The organism is Pseudomonas allokribbensis (assembly GCF_014863605.1).
Lineage (GTDB): Bacteria > Pseudomonadota > Gammaproteobacteria > Pseudomonadales > Pseudomonadaceae > Aquipseudomonas > Aquipseudomonas allokribbensis.
Genome location: NZ_CP062252.1, coordinates 2,264,223 through 2,281,618 on the forward strand (window position 1 = coordinate 2,264,223; position 17,396 = coordinate 2,281,618).

Below are 17,396 nucleotides of genomic sequence, written 5' to 3' on the forward strand. Positions count from 1 at the left end.
TCATTTCTGAAAAGAGGAAACACCAATGGCCGTTTTTCTGCCCAATGGATCGAACGCCGCTATCGCTGGCTCGTATGACGCACCGATCATTTTTACTGCAATCACCAATGCGACCGAAGCTGTTGCATCGTCGGCAGGCCATGACCTTGAGGTAGGCGACTTCGTTGAAGTCACTTCCGGCTGGGCGCGCCTGAACAATCGTATTGCTCGAGTTAAGACGGTGACCACCGACTCGTTCGTGCTGGAGAAGATCAATACGCTAAATGCGGCACGCTTCATCGCTGGCGCAGGCGGCGGTTCGGTTCGCAAAATTCTGACTTGGGTACCGATCAGCCAAGTCACGGATTCGAGCAAGTCCGGCGGCGAGCAGCAAAACGTCACTTACTCGTTCCTCGAGGAAGACGATGATCACCAGATCCCGACGTCCAAGTCTGCACTGTCGTTCACGCTGACCATGGCCGATGACCCGGCGCTGCCGCACAACGATGTGCTGCTGGAAGCCGACGACGACAAGAAACCGCGCGCGGTTCGCGTGAATCTCGCTTCGGGTGGCGTCATTGCCTACAACGCTTATGCATCGTTCGACAATGTGCCCTCGATGACCAAGAACAACATCATGGCGGTCACTGCGGTGTTTGCTGTGGTTGCCAAATTCATCCGCTACGGCGTTTAAGGGGAACTCATGGCTAAGTTCAAAATTGCCCAGAATCCCACCTTCAACGCCGAGGTTGATATTCCGCGCGTTGGCGGCACCACGATCAAAGTGCCGTTTGAGTTCAAATACCGCGATCGCAAGGAGCTGGCGGTGCTGTTCGCCGGCTGGCAGGAAAGCGCGAAGGAAGATCAAGCGCGCTTCAAGGCCAAAGGTGACGAGCTCACGCTGATCGAAATCACTGACTCGCACGTCGAGCGGCAGATCGAACAGGTGACCCAGCTGGTTACTGGTTGGGGGTTCGACGATAAATTCAACGCCGAATCGATCCGCGCCCTGGTGGAAACCTCGGCCGGTGCTGGTGACGCGATCGTCGACGCTTACCAGAAGGCGTTCTCCGTTGCCCGCCTGGGAAACTGATCAGCGCCGCGCGCTCCCTCTATCAGCCGAGTATTCAGGGCCAAGACGCCTTTGGATTTTCGGCTGAAGACTACGGCGACGAATGCGAAGTGTGGGCCGATAACTGGCCCGCGTTCTGCCTCTTCAATGCTCTGTCAACGCAATGGCGTACAGGCGCGTGCGGCGCTACCGGGCTGGACTACGCGTCCATTCGCGATGTGTCCGGGTTCCTCGGCATCAAGAAAAAGCAAATCGGTGAGATTTTTCCCGACCTTCAAGTCATGGAGGCCGAAGCACTGCTCGTCATGAGCGAATCGAAGTAATGGAGCACTCATGTCGGGCACAATTGCGCAGTTAGGTCTTGCGGTAGATTCAGGCGAGGCGGTCCAAGCCGCTACGGATCTGGAGCGCCTCGCGCAGGCAGGCGCCAAGGCCGAGAAAGCCGCTGATGGTGTCGCCGCGGGATTCGACAAAGCGGCAACCGCGTCCACCGGTCTGGCCTCGGCCGAAGGCAAACTTTCCGAGTCCACCGAAGACGCAATGAAGCGGCTGACGGCGATGGCCAAGGCCTCGCTGGAGTCGAGCGATTATTACCAGCGCCTGACCACCAGTGTCAGCACGAACGCGTCAGCAATGGATGCGTCAGGATCCTCGGTCAGCAGCCTGGCGGCACTGAAACGCCGCTTGCAGGCAGAATCGGATGCACTGGTTGGTTCGACGGATAAAGAGGCCGAGGCGGCGAAGAAGGCAGCCGCTGCAACTGGCGTTCAGGCCGAAGGTCTGCAAGCACTGCTCGGTAAGATCAATCCCGCGATTGCTGCGCTCGACAAGCTTGACCAGCAGCAGGCCCAGCTGCAGAAGTACAAAGCGGCTGGTCTGATCGATGCTGACACCTTTCGCGAGTACTCGACCCGAATCGACGCTTCCCGGCAGAAGCTGGGCGACTTCGACGAGGGGCTGAGAAAGACTGGTGCCAGCTCGAAGCAGACCGAAGCGGCGCTGCGGCAGCTTCCTTCACAATTTACGGACATTTTCACCAGCCTGGCCGGCGGGCAAAACCCGTTGTTGGTGCTTATCCAGCAGGGTGGGCAGATCAAGGATTCGTTCGGCGGTGTAGGCGCCACTCTTGAAGCGCTGAAGGAAAAGTTCCGGTCGCTCTTCACAGGCGGTGCGGGTGCGGCGGTGCTGGGTGAGTCGCTCGCTGGTATTGCGACAAATGCCAAAGACGTAGCAGACAACGCGGGTGAGGCAGGGGAAAGCCTGTCTGATCTGGCCGAGAGTTCAAATACAGCGGCAGAAGCTGCTGAGAACGCGCAGCGCGCGGTAGGCGCTCTTCAGCCCGCAATAAGCGGCGTATCGCTCGGGGTTGCGGGATTGGCGCTTGCCATTGTTGCCGCTGCAGCTGCCGTCGGGACCCTGATATACGGCTACAGCCAGGGCAGCAAAGAAACAGATGAATACAACAAGGCGCTGATTCTGACCGGCAATGCTGCTGGCACGACTGCCGGACAGTTGTCCGACCTTGCCCAGCAGGTGAGCGCCACCAACGGCACCACCGGTGAGGCTGCCGCTTCGCTGGCGCTGCTGGCTTCGTCTGGCGTGATCGCCGGTGGAAGCTTCAAGGATATCGCTGATGCGGCGGCAGCCATGGAAGACGCCACCGGAAGATCCGTGGATGCGACCATTGCCGAGTTCGTCAAAATCGCAAAGGACCCGGTCGCAGCAGCGAAGGAGCTGAATGATCAATACCACTTCCTGACTGCTTCCGTTTACTCGCAGATCGTCGCGCTGAAAGAGCAGGGCGACACCATTGGCGCAGCCAAGCTACTCACCGACACCTACGCCGATACGGTCAAGCACCGCTCGACCGAGATCACCGACAACCTCGGCACCATCGAAAAGGCCTGGAAGGGCATCACTGATGAAGCCAAAAAGTCGCTGGATGCGCTGAAGAATATCGGCCGAGAGGCAGGGCCTGCAAAGCGAATTGCTGAGCTCACCCAAAGTGTGGCTTACGCGCAGAGCGCTGTGAATGCTGATCCCTATGACACCGATGCGGCGAAGAAACTCGCAGATTCAAAACAAGAGCTGTATCAGCTTCAGCTCATGGTTTTCGCCGGTGAACAGCGAGTCAAAGTTCAAGAGGACGAAGTCCGAACTCAGAAGGAGGGGATCGAAGCTGAGCAGCGACTCAAGCAGATCAGCGACTCGAATCTGACCAACGCCGAAAAGCGCGACAAACTGACGAAAGCCTACCTCCGTGACGTAGAAGTTCTGAGAAAGGCCAACCCCAATGACCCGAAGGTTCAGGCCGATTTCGTCGCCAAAACGCTGCAGAACATCAAGGACAAGAACAAGGATCAGAAGGGGCCGTCAGCCGGCGCCGTCGACCTCACCGGTTATAACGCAGCGCAGAATGCCCTTAAGGAAATCCAGGCTGAATACGCGAACACCCAGAAACAACTGGATGCCGCGCAAAAGGCCGGGCTGATCTCACAGCAGGAGTACCTGCTGAAGCGCGAGGCGTTGATCGGCAACGAGCGGGATGAGGTCACGGCGGCTTACGAGGCCGAGATCGCGGCGCTTGAGTCGGCGAAGAGCAAGTCCAGCACCACCGCCGAGCAGCGCATTCAACTCGACCAAAAGATCGCCGACGCGCGCACCGACATGGTCAAGGCGCAGAAGGCGGCGGATAGCGAGCTGGATGTGCTGGCGAAGAATGAACAGGGCAGGCTGAGGAAGCAGGAGCTGGCCGTTCAGACCTACACCAGCGCGCTGCAACAGCAAGTCGACACGTTGCGTCAGCAGGGCCAACGGGCTGCGGCAGGACTTGGCCAGGGTGATCGGGAGCGTGGGCTGACGGATCAGCAGAACGCCATCGACGACCGCTTCAACCAGCAAAAGCTGGATCTGGCCAACCAGTACGGCGACGGCTCGCGCGGCATGAGCCTCGACGAGTACACCCAGAAACTGGCGGCGCTGAAAGCCACTCAGCAGGATCTGCATGACACGGTTCAAGCCAACTACGACGAGATGACCGCGGCCCAGGGTAACTGGAGCGCCGGCGCATCGTCGGCGTGGCAGAACTACCTGGAATCAGCCCGAGATGTCGCCGGGCAAACCAAAAGCCTTTTCACCAACGCCTTCAGTTCGATGGAAGACGCGATCGTCAATTTCGCCATGACCGGGAAGTTGTCGTTTGCCGATTTCACCAAATCGGTTCTGGCGGACATGGCGCGGATTGCGACTCGGCAGGCGACGTCTCAAGGGCTTAGTGCTTTGTTCGGCATCGCAGCATCAGCTGCCGGTTCGTACTTCGGCGGTGGCGGGAATGGATTGGCCGCTGGATCTGCCGGTGCCGTCTCGTCAGATCTTGGAGCGTCACAGGCTGGCTACACCGGTATCGATTTTTCTGGGTATCGAGCCGCCGGCGGCCCGGTTGCGCCGAACTCCTTGTACGAGGTGAACGAACTGGGGCCGGAGCTCTATAACGAGGGCGGCCGATCGTTCCTGATGACCGGTGCCAACGGCGGTAGCGTTACGCCGCTGACTACCGGCGGCGGGCCAGCGCTGGCCGCAATGTCCGGCGGTGGCGGCAACACGTACAACTTTCCGGTGGCGGTCTCGGTGCAGACATCTGGAAGTGACGGGGCGGGAGTTTCACAAGAGGCATCCAACCAGCTTGGGAAAGGCATCCAGCAGGCTGCAAAAACCGAAGCGGAAACTGCAATTGCCAGAGCGTTGCAGCCGAGCGGATCAATCTGGCGCCTGATAAATGGGAGGGGCTGATGGCCATCGAGAGATTCACCTGGCCAACCGAGCGCGGGGAAACACCCAATATCGCTTATCGGGTGCGCACTTCGAAGTTCGGCGGCGGTTACGCGCAGAACGTCGGAGACGGTCCGAACAACAAAGAAGACTCGTATCCGATTACCTTCACCGGTCAAGAGGCCAAGGTGTTGCAGATCATCGACTTCCTCGATCGGCATGCCGGGGCAAGGGCATTCCTCTGGACCACACCACTCGGCCAGCTCGGTTTGTTCACCTGCAAAAATCCCGCCCCCACACCAATGGGTGGCGGCGTCTTTAAACTTACCGCCACGTTCGAGCGGGCATTCCAACCATAAGGGGCAATCATGCCGCTGATCAGTGACATCCAGGTGCTTGAGCCTGGCAGCGAAGTGCTGCTCTTTGAATTGGACGGCACGGAATACGGCGCGGACGTTTTGCGCTTCCACGGGCACGCGATTCCGCACACGGCGGCCGAGTTGATCGCCGCCGGCGACAATGCCGACCAATTGCCGGCGAAGGCCATCTATTGGCAGGGCAACGAGTACAGCGCCTGGCCGGTGCAGATTGACGGCATCGAGGCGAATGGTGACGGCACTGCGGTGCGTCCAACGTTTTCGGTAGGCAACGTCAACGGGCGCATCACCGCGCTGTGTCTGGCGTTCGAGGATCTGCTCGAGTTCAAGCTGACCATGCGTCACACGTTGGGCACCTACCTGGACGCGGCGAACTTCCCGGCCGGCAATCCTACGGCTGATCCAACCCAAGAGACGATCGAGGTCTGGTACATCGACCAGAAAACGAACGAGGACGGGGAAAGCGTCAGTTGGGAGTTGGCCAGCCCGGGTGACGTCGGTTATGAGTCCATCGGTAGGCAGGCGACGACGCTTTGTCACTGGTGTCTCACTGGCGGCTACCGTGGGCCGAACTGTGGCTACACCGGACCGCACGTGACCAAGGACGGCATCGTCACCGATAACCCGGAACTGGACGAGTGCGATGCCACCCTGGGCAAGGGCTGCATCCCGCGTTTCGGTGAGGGAAATCCGCTGCCGTTCGGTGGCTTCCCGGCCGTTTCGCTGATCGCACGGAGCTGACATGCGCAAACACATTTTGAACGCGATCCAGGCGCATGCTGCGGCCGAGTACCCGAAAGAGTGCTGCGGGCTGCTGCTCACCGTGGGCCGCAAACAGCAATACTTCCCCTGCATCAACATCTCGACCGAGCCGAACGAGGAGTTCCGTATCGATCCGGAGGAGTATGCAGCGGCCGAAGACGTAGGCGAGGTGATCGGCGTGGTGCACTCGCATCCGGACGCCACCTGCAGGCCGTCACCGCGTGACGTCGCCATGTGCGAGGCCACCGCGCTGCCATGGCACATCCTGAGCTGGCCTGAGGGCGATCTGCGCACGGTCACGCCTTCCGGCGAGGTGCCGCTTCTGAAGCGGCCATTTGTGCACGGCGCCTGGGACTGCTGGCAGGTATGTGCCGACTGGTACAAGCGGGAGTGGGGGTTGGAGTTCGAAGCATTCAAGCGAGCCGATGGTTGGTGGGAGAGCAGGGACAACACCAGCTTGTACGAAGCGAACTATGAGGCCGCCGGGTTTTACCGGGTGGACCAGCCGCAGCGCGGTGACATGATCGTGATGGAGGTGGGGCGGACGGTTTACCCGAACCACGCCGGGATCTTTCTGGGAGCCGATCCGGCGTTGCCTGGAGAGGACGCAGCGACGTTCGGCCCTGGGCCTTTCCTGCTGCATCACCTGTACGGCAGGCCGTCGGAAGTCATCGTTTTCGGCGGGCCGTGGCTTGACCGCGCGCGGTTAATTCTACGGCACAGAGACGCACAGCCAACTAAATGACGCGGCGTAGCCGCAGGAGACTGGTATGCAGCAGACATATGCGTTGACGATACAAAACCTTTTTACGATCAACGACGGAGCCATGGCAGGTGGAATTGCCGAAATCGCGATCCTTGATGGAGAGTTCGAGATCGATCGAGTCAGGCTCTCTGGCAAAGTTGGTCCTGGAGGAAGCGTTTATCGCCGGGAGTATGAGGGCAAGCCTGGGCTGAATGCCGAGTTGTTGACAGGGATTGGTCAGATCACATTCAACGCGATCTGACCTCAAGAGTCAGCCGCGTGGTTCTTCCTCCCTGATGAACTCATCAGTGCCGGGTAAGTGGAAGATGTAGCTGACCTTGTAATCTTCGCCCAATGTCTTCGCGCGGGCCTCCGCAGCAGCTTTGGTCGGGAAGGCTCCGACCATTATGTTCGGCTCGTCACGCACGACACCCCAAGTATAAATCCAGTCTTTTTTGCTTTCTGCATATCCATCAATGCTCACATTGACCTCCAGGTCATAAACGCGCCGAAGTTGGCGCAATCCCAGTCCTTGGGCTTGCAGACAAAGGACTGGGGAATCCGTTGTGTGAGGGCAAGATGTCTCTATCGGCGCTATGGAGAACGTTAAGATTCGCTCCGGGGAAAAAACGCTAACGGTAGCCTGTCAGAGTTGAGTAGGAACATGCGTTGACCTAAAGTCAAATATCTTCGTCTTCAGCTTTGTCCGTCTGACCGTAGACTATCGTTTTTTCAGGTCCTCTCCCACCTATCGGCTTAACGATGATAGGGAAGTCAATTTCGAAGCTTCCCTCCGCTTGAACCTCACGGATCGCGCTCTTCATGAACTCGATTAGCTTAGGTCTGGCGCTTATATTTTCTAAGCGACAGCCGAGGTATACATTTTTTGCCCGCTCATAGAATGCGTTACTCATCCCAATTGTTCCAACGTCATCGTTGGGTATTCTAGAGTTTATAATATCTATTCCGTTAGGTCCGCCATAAGATATCTTGTATTTATATATGGAATATTCCTTCGTTGAGGGGCATTGGCAAGATAGGAGGAATTCGGTATCAATTTTTCTTATGTCACCTAAGCGATCTTTTGCTACTGAGCGTATTATGTGATCTACAGAAAACAGAACCGTTTTATTTATTAGGTCGCTTGTTAGAAGGTTGTCTAAGTCATTTCGCGAAAACATGTTCTCGTCCCACTCAGTATATCCTTGGGATAGCATTGGGTTTGCTTCGCATGCGCGGACTATTTCGTACCTTCTTTTTTCAGTATTGAATACGTATCGAAGATTTTTCAAGTGTGTGGAAATTAGGTTTAATGCGTGCTGGGCTATAAGAGTGCTTCCAGCAATTGAAATAAGACATTTGTGCGTGGTCTCTATTTCGTGGAAACCATCGAGTACGCCGTAAGGTCTAAAGTAGGGGCGATAGACATTTATGTCGATTTCGTAGGTTTTGCGAAATGATGTAGCGAGCTTTGTTCCCTTCGAGTCTGGGTGGGTTATGACACTGTCAGAGATAGTGAAAACTCCACACGGTGAATCCTTTTTTTGATCTCTATTGAGTCTGCTAAAGCTTGGTTCGTTGTTGTAGTCATAGGCTGCAATTATTAATGTCATGGCTTTCCCTATTGTCACTATTGGTTATCGATTTTGCTCAGTGTTTGCATCATGTCGATGCATACATGCGTCTTGTCAGAAAGCGCTGAAATCAACAGCAAAAAATAATCGAGTGAGCAAGCCCGGTAGTCTGAGCTTGGTTAATCCTCGATGGCTACTGCTTTAAAATCGAATTGCACCCTGTATTGAATGAGCGACAAGTGTGGAACGGCCTCTGCGGCATAGCGCACTGCCTCGGGAAACTCGCTGGCGATAAGCATACCTCTTGGGCGGTCAATATCTTGCCTGCCGTACCAACCCATGTATCGGGCGATTTGCCCTACGGCAGCATCCTTAGCATGGCCAACTTTCAGTTCGATAATGACACGACGCCCGCTTGTGTCCTCGGCCAGAATGTCCACTCGGCCTACGTCTGTGCTGACTTGACGGTCGACGAAGCGCAGACCTTTTTCGAGGATATGGAGGTTGCGAACCAAATATGTTTCGACGTCGCGCTCTAGTGTGATAGACGTCTCGACGAGTTCTTCGATATTAGGTTCATCGCTAATCTCGAAGTCCTCGGTTTGTATGTCTGCGGACGGCGCCCATGTATTCACTCCATGGGCTTGGGGATCGTATAGTTGGAAGTGCCCATCCTCGGATCGGTAGAGAAATCGATCTGCCCACTTGTGATGAATGTAGGCTTTTGGATTGTTGATAGTACATGCATAGAGGTGTGCAGTCAGCGTGCCAGGTGACCATTTTTCAGGAAAGCTGCTTTCGATATGGTCTTTTATTTGTTTTCTTGTTACTCCGCCCGAAGTTTTTTCAATAAAACGACGAAGTGCTCCTGCCATGGTAGTCATTCTTGGTTCGTCCCTGATTCTGATCTTCGTCTATGTAAAGTCCCTATGGGACGGCTATTTGAAGTTGCGCTCATAAAGCAACTCGCTGCACCGCTTTGCGACAGTCAAAAAGAACCAACTGCTTAACGCCAGTCCACCCAAAAAAAACAAGGCGAAAATGGCGCTTAGTGGAAGGCCATGGTCTCGGGACAGAATCAACAAATCTGGAGTTGTTGTAGTGACGACCCACAGGTAGAAACTACCCACCAAGAAGCTTGGAACACCGATGAACGCGAGCGCCAAGTCGTTCAGGTCTGCCCAGGCCTTTTTTTTCGGGCTGCGAAGCAAGGCCACTGTTTTTTTCAATACGTTCATGAGGGTCTCACTATCCTTTTGCGCTTGAGTGCAAAAGGCTACTATTGGTGACCGGCGGGGCGTTACTGGGAATTCGTACAGCCCTCATGGGTGATAAATTTGCTAAAAAACCATAAGGAAGTGTTTCAGTGATCAAGAGCATTATATTTGCGGCATTGGGTTTTCTGGGCGTAGCACAGGCTTTTGCAGCTGCTGAATCAACCTCCGTAAGCATGAGTTTCGAAAAGTGCCAGTCAGTTCAAGCCAATACCATCGCTGAGCTGAATGTTTCACCAGGGGATATTGCACACGTTGTAAACACGTCCATGCTCACCATCACTAAGATCTACACGGCGGATGGGAGCATTCTGATTAGCTGCAGCAACCCCGATCAGAAGATGGTGATTACAAAGTCGACCGATGGCCGATAATCTCCCTCCTATTTGCTTTTTGCCAAGCCCGCCTTGAGTGCTAAATTGCCCGCATTTCCACAGGAGTGATCTGCATGAAATTGATTGTAGGAGCATTGGTGGTGGCGCTGTTAGCGGGATGCTCCCACCCACGACAACCACTTGATAATCGTGATCCTTGCTTAGATTTCGGTGCCCCTCAGAGCCCAGGCTTTAATGCTTGCTTGGAGCGACGGGCTAAGGCTCTAAAAGCGGTACTTGAAGGTAGCAGTGAAAATCAGCGTGAAATAGTTTCCGATGAGAAGGTTGATCCCTGAATCGAAAGGACAAAACAACTTGAAATTGATATTAGGAGTGTTGGCGGTAGCGCTGCTGGCGGGGTGTGCGACATCTCCAGTTCCATCAAGCAAAGCGGACCCTGTACCAAGCTCGCGGCTGTTTGTGTATCAGAAGCCTGTTTCCGGTGACTCTGTTTTGATCATCACTCGCGATACCGGTTTTGTCGGGGGTGGCTGCAATACTTCGGTGAGTATCGACGGGCAAAAAGCGGCCGAGATCGGCGCTGGCGAGACGGCAAAATTTTTCGTTCCAGCCGGTGAACACATCGTTGGTGCTTCGTCGTGTGGCAGCGGCTTGAAAGAGCAAGAGACAAATGTGAAGACTGGCAGCACCAAGAAATTTAGGATATCCATAGACTCAGCGATGAGCATGGACTTATCACCCACCATGCAATGACAGAAACCGCCTCCGGGCGGTTTTTTTACGTCCGGAGAAACAGCCTTGGCAGCCACGCTCAGCGACAACCCAGCCATGACCACCATTTTTCTTTCTGGCCCGCTTATCAAGCTCTTTGGCCGAGTTCACTATCGTGAGCTTGGCAGCAGATCCGTGGGCGAGGCCTTCAAGGCTCTCAAGTGCACCCTGGAAGGATTTGAGGCGGCGATCAAGGACCTTGAAGGAAAGGGGATGCGTTTCGCGATTTTCAGAAATCGGAAAAACGTAGCTGAAAAAGATTTCGGCCTCGGCGGAACCCAGGAAATTCGCATAGTCCCCGTCATTTGTGGCAGCAAGCGGACAGGCCTTCTTCAAACAATTATTGGTGCGGTTCTGGTCGTGGCCGGCTCGTACTTTGGGCAGCCCTGGGCCGTGCAATTAGGTGCTGGTCTGGTAGCTGGTGGCGTCATTCAGATGCTCAGCCCTCAAGCGAAGGGTTTGAAGCAGAGCGCATCCCCTGAGAATGCACCGTCCTACGCCTTCGGTAGCGCCAAGAACACCACGGCCAGCGGCAACCCGGTGCCGATCTGCATCGGCGAACGCCGGTGGGGCGGGATGATCATCTCTGCCTCGATCCTGGCTGAAGACAAAGTGTAAAAGGCCTATGGCTGGTGCAAGGCGGAAGGCCGCGGTTGCTTCTTGAAGTTTGACGTCCGAATGTACCGGGCAAGCATCCACAGGCCGCTACCAACTGCGGCATACACAAGAGAAAAGAACAACTCGACCACCCCTGCAACAAGCTGTGAGGGCGTCAGATATTTGGAGAGCACTGTTATTGAAGAGGTGATGATTGTGTATGCGGTGTAAATCCACAACACAGCAGATATTGCGTACACCGGTAGCGAAAGGACAGTTCGTAGCCAATTCGAAACTTTATTCATAAGCAGTTACTTCCTTGATGACTGAATCGAGCGCCGCATCGTAGTAGGGCGCTGCGAACGAATTCTATCATCACGACTTTTACAGAAATGCCATTAGGCCGCCCAAGAGGCGGTTTTTTTATGCCTGGAGGAAAGCATGGGCGCAGCGGAACAGATCGAGATCTACGGCGAGAAGGGCGGCAGTAGCAAGCCGAAGTCGCCGGTCGAAGCCAGCGACAGCCTGCGCTCGACCAACCTGGCAAAGTTGCTGATCGCCGTGGGTGAGGGCGAGTTCGACGGCATCCCGACTGATTACGACATCTACCTGGACAATACGCCGATCCGCGATGCCAGTGGAAACTACAACTTCCCGAACGTGAAGTGGGACTGGCGGCCGGGTTCCGTGGATCAGACCTACATCCCGGGCATTCCGTCGGTGGAAAACGAGACGTCGCTGAACATCGAACTGCGCAGCGATGCACCGTGGGTGCGCTCGATCACCAACATCCAGTTGTCGGCGGTGCGCATGCGTTTGGCGTGGCCCGCGCTCCAACGTTCGGATGATCAGGGCAATGTCGGCGGCTACCGCATTGAGTACGCCATCGACGTGGCCACTGACGGCGGCGCCTATCAGCAGGTGCTGGTGGACGCCGTCGACGGCAAGACCACGACCCGTTACGAGCGCTCGCGCCGCATCGATCTGCCGGACGCCACCACGGGCTGGCAGATCCGTGTGCGCCGTCTGACGCCGAACCAGAACAGCAACAAGATCGCCGACACCATGTTGGTGGCCGGCTATACCGAGGTGATTGACGCCAAGCTGCGCTACCCGAACACCGCGCTGCTCTACATCGAATTTGATGCCGAGCAGTTCACCAACATCCCGGCCGTGACCGTGAAGTGCAAGGCTCGGCGCTGGATGGTGCCGAGCAACTACGACCCGATCCTGCGCACTTACACCGGGACGTGGGATGGCTCGATGAAGTCGGCTTGGACGAATAACCCGGCGTGGATCACCTACGGCACCTGCACCGAAGACCGTTTCGGCTTGGGCAAGCGTATCAAGCCGTGGATGGTCGACAAGTGGGAGTTGTACCGGATCGCCCAGTACTCTGACCAGATGGTGCCGAATGGGCTGGGCGGTCAGGAGCCGCGATTCCTCTGCGACATGAACCTGCAGGGCAAGGCCGACGCCTGGTCACTGCTGCGCGACATCTCCGCGATTTACCGGGGCATGACGTACTGGGCTCAGGGCCAGCTGGTGATGCAGGCCGACATGCCGCGCGCACAGGACTTCGACTACGTGTTCACGCGGGCCAACGTCATCGACGGCAAGTTCTCCTACGGCAGCGCTTCGGCGAAGACCCGGTTCACCCGGGCGCTGGTCAGCTACGACAACCCCGCGAACAATTACGACACTGACGTCATTCCGTTCGCCGACCTGGATCTTCAACGCCGTTATGGCGACCGGCCGACGGAACTGAGCGCCATTGGCTGCACCCGGGCGTCCGAGGCCCAGCGCCGAGGCAAGTGGGCGATTCTCAGCAACAACCAGGATCGTACCGTGTCGTTCAAGACCGGCATGGAAGGCGTGATCCCACTGCCGGGTCACATCATTCCGGTGGCGGACTCGTTGCTGGCCGGCCGAGAGGTTGGCGGGCGGATATCGTCGGCATCCGGCCGTGTGGTGACACTCGACCGTGATACCCAGGCCAAGGCCGGTGATCGGCTGATCATCAACCTGCCGGACGGCCGCGCCGAAGGGCGTACTGTGCAAAGCGTCAACGGTCGCGCTGTGACGGTCACCGTCGCCTACAGCGAGCCGCCGATCGCGCAGTTGCAATGGGCAATCGACGCTGACGACCTCGCCATCCCGCTGTATCGCGTTCTGCGTACCAGGCGAACCACCGAGGGCGACTTCGAAATCAGCGCGTTGCAGTACGACCCGAGCAAGTTCGCGCACATCGACACCGGAGCGCGCCTGGAAGAGCGGCCAATCAGCGTGATTCCAATCACCGTGGTTCCTCCGCCTACCAGTGTTGCGGTGGCCTCAACGTCTTCGGTGGTGCAGGGGCTGGCCGTGGCCACCATGACCATCAGTTGGCCTGCTGTGGACGGCGCGGTCGGATATGACGTGGAATGGCGCAAGGACAGCGGCAACTGGATCAAGCTGCAGCGCACTGGCATGACCAACGTGGACGTGGTCGGCATTTACGCTGGCGCCTACGTGGCCCGCGTCCGCGCGGTGAGCGCTTTCGATATTTCGTCGATCTGGCGCAACTCTATCCTGACCAACCTTAGCGGAAAGCAGGGCCTGCCACCGGCGGTGTCATTTCTGACCCCGACCAGTCTTGTTTATGGCATCAGAATGGCGTGGGGCTTCCCGCCAGGCGCTGAGGATACTCAGCGCACTGAGATCTGGTACAGCAAGACGACCTCACGGGATGACGCAATCAAGCTTGGTGATTTTGCCTATCCGCAGGCATCGCACGAAATGCAGGGCATTCTCGCGGGGGCGAGTTTCTTCTTCTGGGCCCGCCTGGTGGATCGAACCGGCAACGTCGGGCCATGGTATCCGCAGGGTGTCGGCGTCAATGGCCAAGCCAGCTCGGATCAGAGCGAGTATGAGAAATACTTCTCTGGCCAGATCGGCGAGTCTGCGCTGGGCAAACACCTGAATGACCGTATCGAGCTGATCGATGGCCCGGCGGATCTGCCTGGCTCGGTGAATAACCGTATCCAGGTTGTCACGGGTGAAGTGGATGCGATCTCGGAAAAGGTCGACGGCGTATTCGCACAGGTCAATCCACCTTTGGCGGGTGAAACCGCAGGGTTTGCGGGTTCAACTGAGGCGTTTGTCGGCGTGTGGTCGTTGCAGTCTGCGGTGATCGAGGGCGACGTGGCCACCGGCAAGCGTGTCGACAACGTTCAGGTTGAGGTGGGTAAGAACAGCGCCGTCGTTCAGCAGGTTAGCCAGGCGCAAGTTGCGTTAGATGGAAAGGCCTCGGCTATGTGGTCGGTGAAGATGCAGGTCGATTCCAACGGTCGATACGTCGCAGCGGGCATTGGTCTGGGCATCGAGAACGGGCCGGCGGGTTTGCAGAGCCAGTTCCTGGTCAGCGCCGATCGCTTCGCGGTCGTGAACGGGTCGGGCGGAAGCCCCACGGCGCCGTTTGTGGTGCAAGACGGGCAAGTATTCATCAACCAAGCGTTCATCAACACGGCGTTCATCAAGGAGTTGATTCTGGGTATGACGCTCAAGTCGGCCGCTCTGAACAACCAAGGATTGCCGCTACTGGAAATCAACATTCCGGCAGGCACTTTCACGCTGCGCGGGCAATCCAGCACGGGCTACACGCTGCTCAACAACAACGGGATCTACGTGTATGACCTGAACTACATCGAGCGTGCAGCTCTCGGGAAGATGACGTAATGGACTACTACGGCGCCAGAACGAAAAATGCCGCGGGGGTAGTGACCCTTGAATCTTCGATCATGACGGTTCGGTCGATCATCACGAGACAGGTCACCGTCCCGCCCATCACCAGCGACTTCACCAGTTACCTCAACATGCCCGAAATCACCGCGCAGTCGTTTGTGTGCGTGACACTGCCAGACCCAACCAATGAAAACGCTGCTCTGCCTTCCGTGTTCTGGTCGGCAGGGCAGCTTCGGGTTCGGCGCGGTGCGGGTCTGGTGCTCAACGTTTTTATCCTGACCTACCAATAGGAGCAGGCATGGACTATGGATTCAGATCGCGCAATGGTCAGAACTTCTTCCAGATCGACAGCGATAACAAGGTTCTGAATGTGGCCGGGTCCGGCACTTACACGATCGGAAAACCGCCGACGGCACCCGTCACAATCACCCAAGCAGTTATCACTTATCCGGCGCCAATCACCACGACCGATGCACCTCATGTTTTTCTCAACCCGAACGACCAAGGGATGTATCACTCACTGGTCCAGATGGGTGGGCCGGGGAACTGGACAGGCTTCTATTTCAAGCTGCACCTGATGGCGCCGTTCAACAGTTCCGATTGCAGCGGGCGGTGGTTGGTGGCGACATTCCGCTCAACCTCACCACCCAATGAATACGACTTGCGACTGCGTAATGCGGCCGGTGAGCAGATCTTCGTGGGGGCGGACAACCTGCTGGTGATGACCGGCTTGCCCGTTAACGAGGGATGGTCGCTGGATAATCGAGGTGGTTCAGTTTCGGGTGTCTATTGGAGTGGTTTCCAAATGCCCTGGACCGGCTCCTATGACGACTATTTTCTCGCTTCCACCTTACTGGGTGGGAAAAACTACAACGGCAACACTGCCCGGGAAACGCCTTGTGGGTTTCATGCGGGAGTGCGCAACACACTGAATGGGTATATGGGCGCGTTGCTGGGAACTGAAGCGGGCTCCGACAAGAATGGTCGGACAACTTTTGCCGCACGACCTATGCGTGCACTGTAGAAGATCGACAGTACAACGACCCGCCGAGGCGGGTTTTTTATTGACCAAAATTTGAGTAATCGCATGAGTAAACAGACGATTCAGCTCGGGACGGCTCCCACGGGAGCGGGTGGCGATACACCTCGAAGCGCGTTCACAAAAACGCAGAGCAACTTCGACGAGCTTTATGCCGCACTTGGTGCAAGCGGTAACCCCATGGCACTTCCCGCAACGCTACCTCTGGCGCAAGGCGGCACTGGCGGAACAACTCAAGCCACTGCGCGCGCCGGGCTTGGCCTTGGATCGGCCGCCGTTGCGGCAATTGTGGGAACCGTGTCGCAGTCAGGCGGTATTCCCACTGGCGCCATTATTGAGTCCGGATCGACTGCGAACGGGCAATACACAAAGCTTGCGGACGGCACGATGTTTTGCTGGCTGCTCATCACTGGGCTCTCTATCGCGATGAACTCAGGGTATGGCGGCGGCATCGTTGGTACGCAGAACTGGGCTTACCCCGTAGGTTTTGCGTCGACGCCCGTGGTGTTTATGGGGGCAAGGGCTGCGGGTAAGTTCACGACCACCTCACCGGCTGACGCAACGTCTGCCACGCTTGGTTCGTTTTTGGTGTTCGACCCTGCGGGCGGCGTCTATACCGGATCCTTCAACTGTTTCTTTTTTGCCTCAGGGCGGTGGAAATAATGAAAATCAACCTTTCCCCCCAGCGTCGTGATGACACCTTGTCGATGTCGCGCGCTGGTGCGGTGCTCACGATAAACGGCGAGGCTTTCGACTTCTCGGCAATGTCGCCCGGGGACACGCTTCCTCTCGGTGCCGTGAAGTCAGAGTGGTTTGTAGGCCCGGTGGAAAACGTCGCGGGTGAGCTTGAGCTGACACTGCTTCTTCCATTGCCGGTCAATTTCAGCCAGGAGCAGGCGTTCCCCGAGCCGCTGCTGAATGTTCAGGATGGGCCAGTGGCCTTGCCGCAGCCGTTGCCTGCACCCGATACAGTGCAGGTCGGAGGGTTTGAAGCATGAACATCGACTGGTCCCAGCTCATCACCAAATCAATGAAGGACGCCGCCGAGCAGGCCGCTCAGCTGTCGGCAGCCAAAGTCGAGCTGTCCTCTCGAAACACCCGAGCGCTGGCGCAGATCTCCCGCATTCAGGAGCGCATCGACACCATCGGTTACGGCATCGACGCAGGCGAGGCGACACCCGAGGATGAAGCCGAGCAGTCCGCGTTACTGGTCAACGTGAAGGCGTGGAAAAACTACAAGTTTGCCTTGGGCAAAGTCACGGTTCAGCCGGGCTGGTATGCGGCGCCGGTATGGCCCACCGAGCCGAAAGCTCCCGTAATTGTGGCCGACCCACAGACAGTGGCTGCCGATCTCGCCTGAATTCAATAGCCGCACGACGC

At 56.9% G+C, this 17,396-nt stretch carries 22 protein-coding genes; 18 read left to right on the forward strand and 4 right to left on the reverse strand.

What is annotated here, in order from left to right:
- Positions 1-25 precede the first annotated feature (25 nt).
- The 8 genes from IF199_RS10380 to IF199_RS10415 are packed head-to-tail and all read left to right on the forward strand — an operon-like array spanning position 26 to position 6,965.
- A complete protein-coding gene (locus IF199_RS10380; protein WP_192560286.1) occupies positions 26-673 on the forward strand; it encodes a phage tail protein in 648 nt (215 codons plus the stop codon).
- 9 nt (positions 674-682) lie between these two features.
- Positions 683-1,072, forward strand: a complete 390-nt coding sequence (locus IF199_RS10385; RefSeq protein ID WP_192560287.1) for a phage tail assembly chaperone — start codon at positions 683-685, stop codon at positions 1,070-1,072.
- A gap of 32 nt (positions 1,073-1,104) precedes the next feature.
- Positions 1,105-1,374, forward strand: coding sequence for a DUF1799 domain-containing protein (locus IF199_RS10390; protein ID WP_192560930.1), 270 nt, complete (start codon positions 1,105-1,107; stop codon positions 1,372-1,374).
- Positions 1,375-1,384: 10 nt separating this feature from the next.
- Complete coding sequence (locus IF199_RS10395) at positions 1,385-4,840, forward strand: phage tail tape measure protein (RefSeq protein ID WP_192560288.1); 3,456 nt, start codon at positions 1,385-1,387, stop codon at positions 4,838-4,840.
- The gene (locus tag IF199_RS10400; protein ID WP_192560289.1) at positions 4,840-5,178 is read left to right on the forward strand and encodes a phage tail protein; all 339 of its coding nucleotides are present in this window, start codon (positions 4,840-4,842) and stop codon (positions 5,176-5,178) included. The genes IF199_RS10395 and IF199_RS10400 overlap by 1 nt, the downstream gene beginning before the upstream one ends.
- 9 nt (positions 5,179-5,187) lie before the next feature.
- A complete protein-coding gene (locus tag IF199_RS10405; RefSeq protein ID WP_192560290.1) occupies positions 5,188-5,937 on the forward strand; it encodes a phage minor tail protein L in 750 nt (249 codons plus the stop codon).
- A gap of 1 nt (position 5,938) precedes the next feature.
- Positions 5,939-6,703, forward strand: coding sequence for a C40 family peptidase (locus IF199_RS10410; protein ID WP_192560291.1), 765 nt, complete (start codon positions 5,939-5,941; stop codon positions 6,701-6,703).
- Between the two features lie 25 nt (positions 6,704-6,728).
- Complete coding sequence (locus IF199_RS10415) at positions 6,729-6,965, forward strand: hypothetical protein (RefSeq protein WP_192560292.1); 237 nt, start codon at positions 6,729-6,731, stop codon at positions 6,963-6,965.
- 9 nt (positions 6,966-6,974) lie between these two features.
- Here IF199_RS10415 and IF199_RS10420 read toward each other — a convergent pair whose 3' ends face one another.
- From IF199_RS10420 to IF199_RS10435, 4 genes are all read right to left on the reverse strand, one after another.
- Positions 6,975-7,187 (reverse strand): hypothetical protein, encoded by a 213-nt coding sequence (locus tag IF199_RS10420; RefSeq protein WP_208491904.1) that lies wholly within the window; start codon positions 7,185-7,187, stop codon positions 6,975-6,977.
- 196 nt (positions 7,188-7,383) lie between these two features.
- The gene (locus tag IF199_RS10425) at positions 7,384-8,316 is read right to left on the reverse strand and encodes a hypothetical protein (RefSeq protein WP_192560294.1); all 933 of its coding nucleotides are present in this window, start codon (positions 8,314-8,316) and stop codon (positions 7,384-7,386) included.
- A 140-nt stretch (positions 8,317-8,456) separates the two neighbouring features.
- The gene (locus IF199_RS10430) at positions 8,457-9,161 is read right to left on the reverse strand and encodes an endonuclease NucS domain-containing protein (protein ID WP_192560295.1); all 705 of its coding nucleotides are present in this window, start codon (positions 9,159-9,161) and stop codon (positions 8,457-8,459) included.
- A 54-nt stretch (positions 9,162-9,215) separates the two neighbouring features.
- Positions 9,216-9,515 carry a hypothetical protein gene (locus tag IF199_RS10435; RefSeq protein WP_192560296.1) on the reverse strand — a complete coding sequence of 100 codons (300 nt, stop codon included), beginning with the start codon at positions 9,513-9,515 and terminating at the stop codon, positions 9,216-9,218.
- 128 nt (positions 9,516-9,643) lie between these two features.
- Between IF199_RS10435 and IF199_RS10440 the strand changes: the two genes are divergently transcribed.
- The 10 genes from IF199_RS10440 (at position 9,644) to IF199_RS10485 (ending at position 17,376) form a co-directional block, all read left to right on the forward strand.
- Entirely contained in the window at positions 9,644-9,925 is a 282-nt protein-coding gene (locus IF199_RS10440) for a hypothetical protein (protein ID WP_192560297.1), read from the forward strand.
- A 74-nt stretch (positions 9,926-9,999) separates the two neighbouring features.
- Positions 10,000-10,221, forward strand: coding sequence for a hypothetical protein (locus tag IF199_RS10445; protein WP_192560298.1), 222 nt, complete (start codon positions 10,000-10,002; stop codon positions 10,219-10,221).
- 19 nt (positions 10,222-10,240) lie between these two features.
- On the forward strand, positions 10,241-10,639 hold the full coding sequence (locus IF199_RS10450; protein ID WP_192560299.1) for a hypothetical protein: 399 nt from the start codon (positions 10,241-10,243) through the stop codon (positions 10,637-10,639).
- Positions 10,640-10,684: 45 nt separating this feature from the next.
- Positions 10,685-11,275, forward strand: a complete 591-nt coding sequence (locus IF199_RS10455) for a tail assembly protein (protein WP_244142452.1) — start codon at positions 10,685-10,687, stop codon at positions 11,273-11,275.
- Between the two features lie 420 nt (positions 11,276-11,695).
- Entirely contained in the window at positions 11,696-14,971 is a 3,276-nt protein-coding gene (locus IF199_RS10460) for a TipJ family phage tail tip protein (protein WP_192560300.1), read from the forward strand.
- The gene (locus IF199_RS10465) at positions 14,971-15,267 is read left to right on the forward strand and encodes a hypothetical protein (protein ID WP_192560301.1); all 297 of its coding nucleotides are present in this window, start codon (positions 14,971-14,973) and stop codon (positions 15,265-15,267) included. The genes IF199_RS10460 and IF199_RS10465 overlap by 1 nt, the downstream gene beginning before the upstream one ends.
- An 8-nt stretch (positions 15,268-15,275) precedes the next feature.
- On the forward strand, positions 15,276-16,001 hold the full coding sequence (locus tag IF199_RS10470; protein ID WP_192560302.1) for a hypothetical protein: 726 nt from the start codon (positions 15,276-15,278) through the stop codon (positions 15,999-16,001).
- A 63-nt stretch (positions 16,002-16,064) separates the two neighbouring features.
- On the forward strand, positions 16,065-16,679 hold the full coding sequence (locus IF199_RS10475; RefSeq protein ID WP_192560303.1) for a hypothetical protein: 615 nt from the start codon (positions 16,065-16,067) through the stop codon (positions 16,677-16,679).
- Complete coding sequence (locus tag IF199_RS10480) at positions 16,679-17,014, forward strand: hypothetical protein (protein WP_192560304.1); 336 nt, start codon at positions 16,679-16,681, stop codon at positions 17,012-17,014. The genes IF199_RS10475 and IF199_RS10480 overlap by 1 nt, the downstream gene beginning before the upstream one ends.
- On the forward strand, positions 17,011-17,376 hold the full coding sequence (locus IF199_RS10485; protein WP_192560305.1) for a phage tail protein: 366 nt from the start codon (positions 17,011-17,013) through the stop codon (positions 17,374-17,376). The genes IF199_RS10480 and IF199_RS10485 overlap by 4 nt, the downstream gene beginning before the upstream one ends.
- Positions 17,377-17,396 lie beyond the last annotated feature (20 nt).

What these genes read in the sequence shown, in the direction of transcription:
- IF199_RS10380 (WP_192560286.1), top strand. Translation starts at nt 26, where the DNA reads ATGGCCGTTTTTCTGCCCAATGGATCGAACGCCGCTATCGCTGGCTCG.
- IF199_RS10385 (WP_192560287.1), top strand. Translation starts at nt 683, where the DNA reads ATGGCTAAGTTCAAAATTGCCCAGAATCCCACCTTCAACGCCGAGGTT.
- IF199_RS10465 (WP_192560301.1), top strand. Translation starts at nt 14,971, where the DNA reads ATGGACTACTACGGCGCCAGAACGAAAAATGCCGCGGGGGTAGTGACC.
- IF199_RS10415 (WP_192560292.1), top strand. Translation starts at nt 6,729, where the DNA reads ATGCAGCAGACATATGCGTTGACGATACAAAACCTTTTTACGATCAAC.
- IF199_RS10410 (WP_192560291.1), top strand. Translation starts at nt 5,939, where the DNA reads ATGCGCAAACACATTTTGAACGCGATCCAGGCGCATGCTGCGGCCGAG.
- IF199_RS10400 (WP_192560289.1), top strand. Translation starts at nt 4,840, where the DNA reads ATGGCCATCGAGAGATTCACCTGGCCAACCGAGCGCGGGGAAACACCC.
- IF199_RS10475 (WP_192560303.1), top strand. Translation starts at nt 16,065, where the DNA reads ATGAGTAAACAGACGATTCAGCTCGGGACGGCTCCCACGGGAGCGGGT.
- IF199_RS10430 (WP_192560295.1), bottom strand. Translation starts at nt 9,161, where the DNA reads ATGACTACCATGGCAGGAGCACTTCGTCGTTTTATTGAAAAAACTTCG.
- IF199_RS10480 (WP_192560304.1), top strand. Translation starts at nt 16,679, where the DNA reads ATGAAAATCAACCTTTCCCCCCAGCGTCGTGATGACACCTTGTCGATG.
- IF199_RS10425 (WP_192560294.1), bottom strand. Translation starts at nt 8,316, where the DNA reads ATGACATTAATAATTGCAGCCTATGACTACAACAACGAACCAAGCTTT.
- IF199_RS10460 (WP_192560300.1), top strand. Translation starts at nt 11,696, where the DNA reads ATGGGCGCAGCGGAACAGATCGAGATCTACGGCGAGAAGGGCGGCAGT.
- IF199_RS10435 (WP_192560296.1), bottom strand. Translation starts at nt 9,515, where the DNA reads ATGAACGTATTGAAAAAAACAGTGGCCTTGCTTCGCAGCCCGAAAAAA.
- IF199_RS10405 (WP_192560290.1), top strand. Translation starts at nt 5,188, where the DNA reads ATGCCGCTGATCAGTGACATCCAGGTGCTTGAGCCTGGCAGCGAAGTG.
- IF199_RS10485 (WP_192560305.1), top strand. Translation starts at nt 17,011, where the DNA reads ATGAACATCGACTGGTCCCAGCTCATCACCAAATCAATGAAGGACGCC.
- IF199_RS10395 (WP_192560288.1), top strand. Translation starts at nt 1,385, where the DNA reads ATGTCGGGCACAATTGCGCAGTTAGGTCTTGCGGTAGATTCAGGCGAG.
- IF199_RS10470 (WP_192560302.1), top strand. Translation starts at nt 15,276, where the DNA reads ATGGACTATGGATTCAGATCGCGCAATGGTCAGAACTTCTTCCAGATC.
- IF199_RS10445 (WP_192560298.1), top strand. Translation starts at nt 10,000, where the DNA reads ATGAAATTGATTGTAGGAGCATTGGTGGTGGCGCTGTTAGCGGGATGC.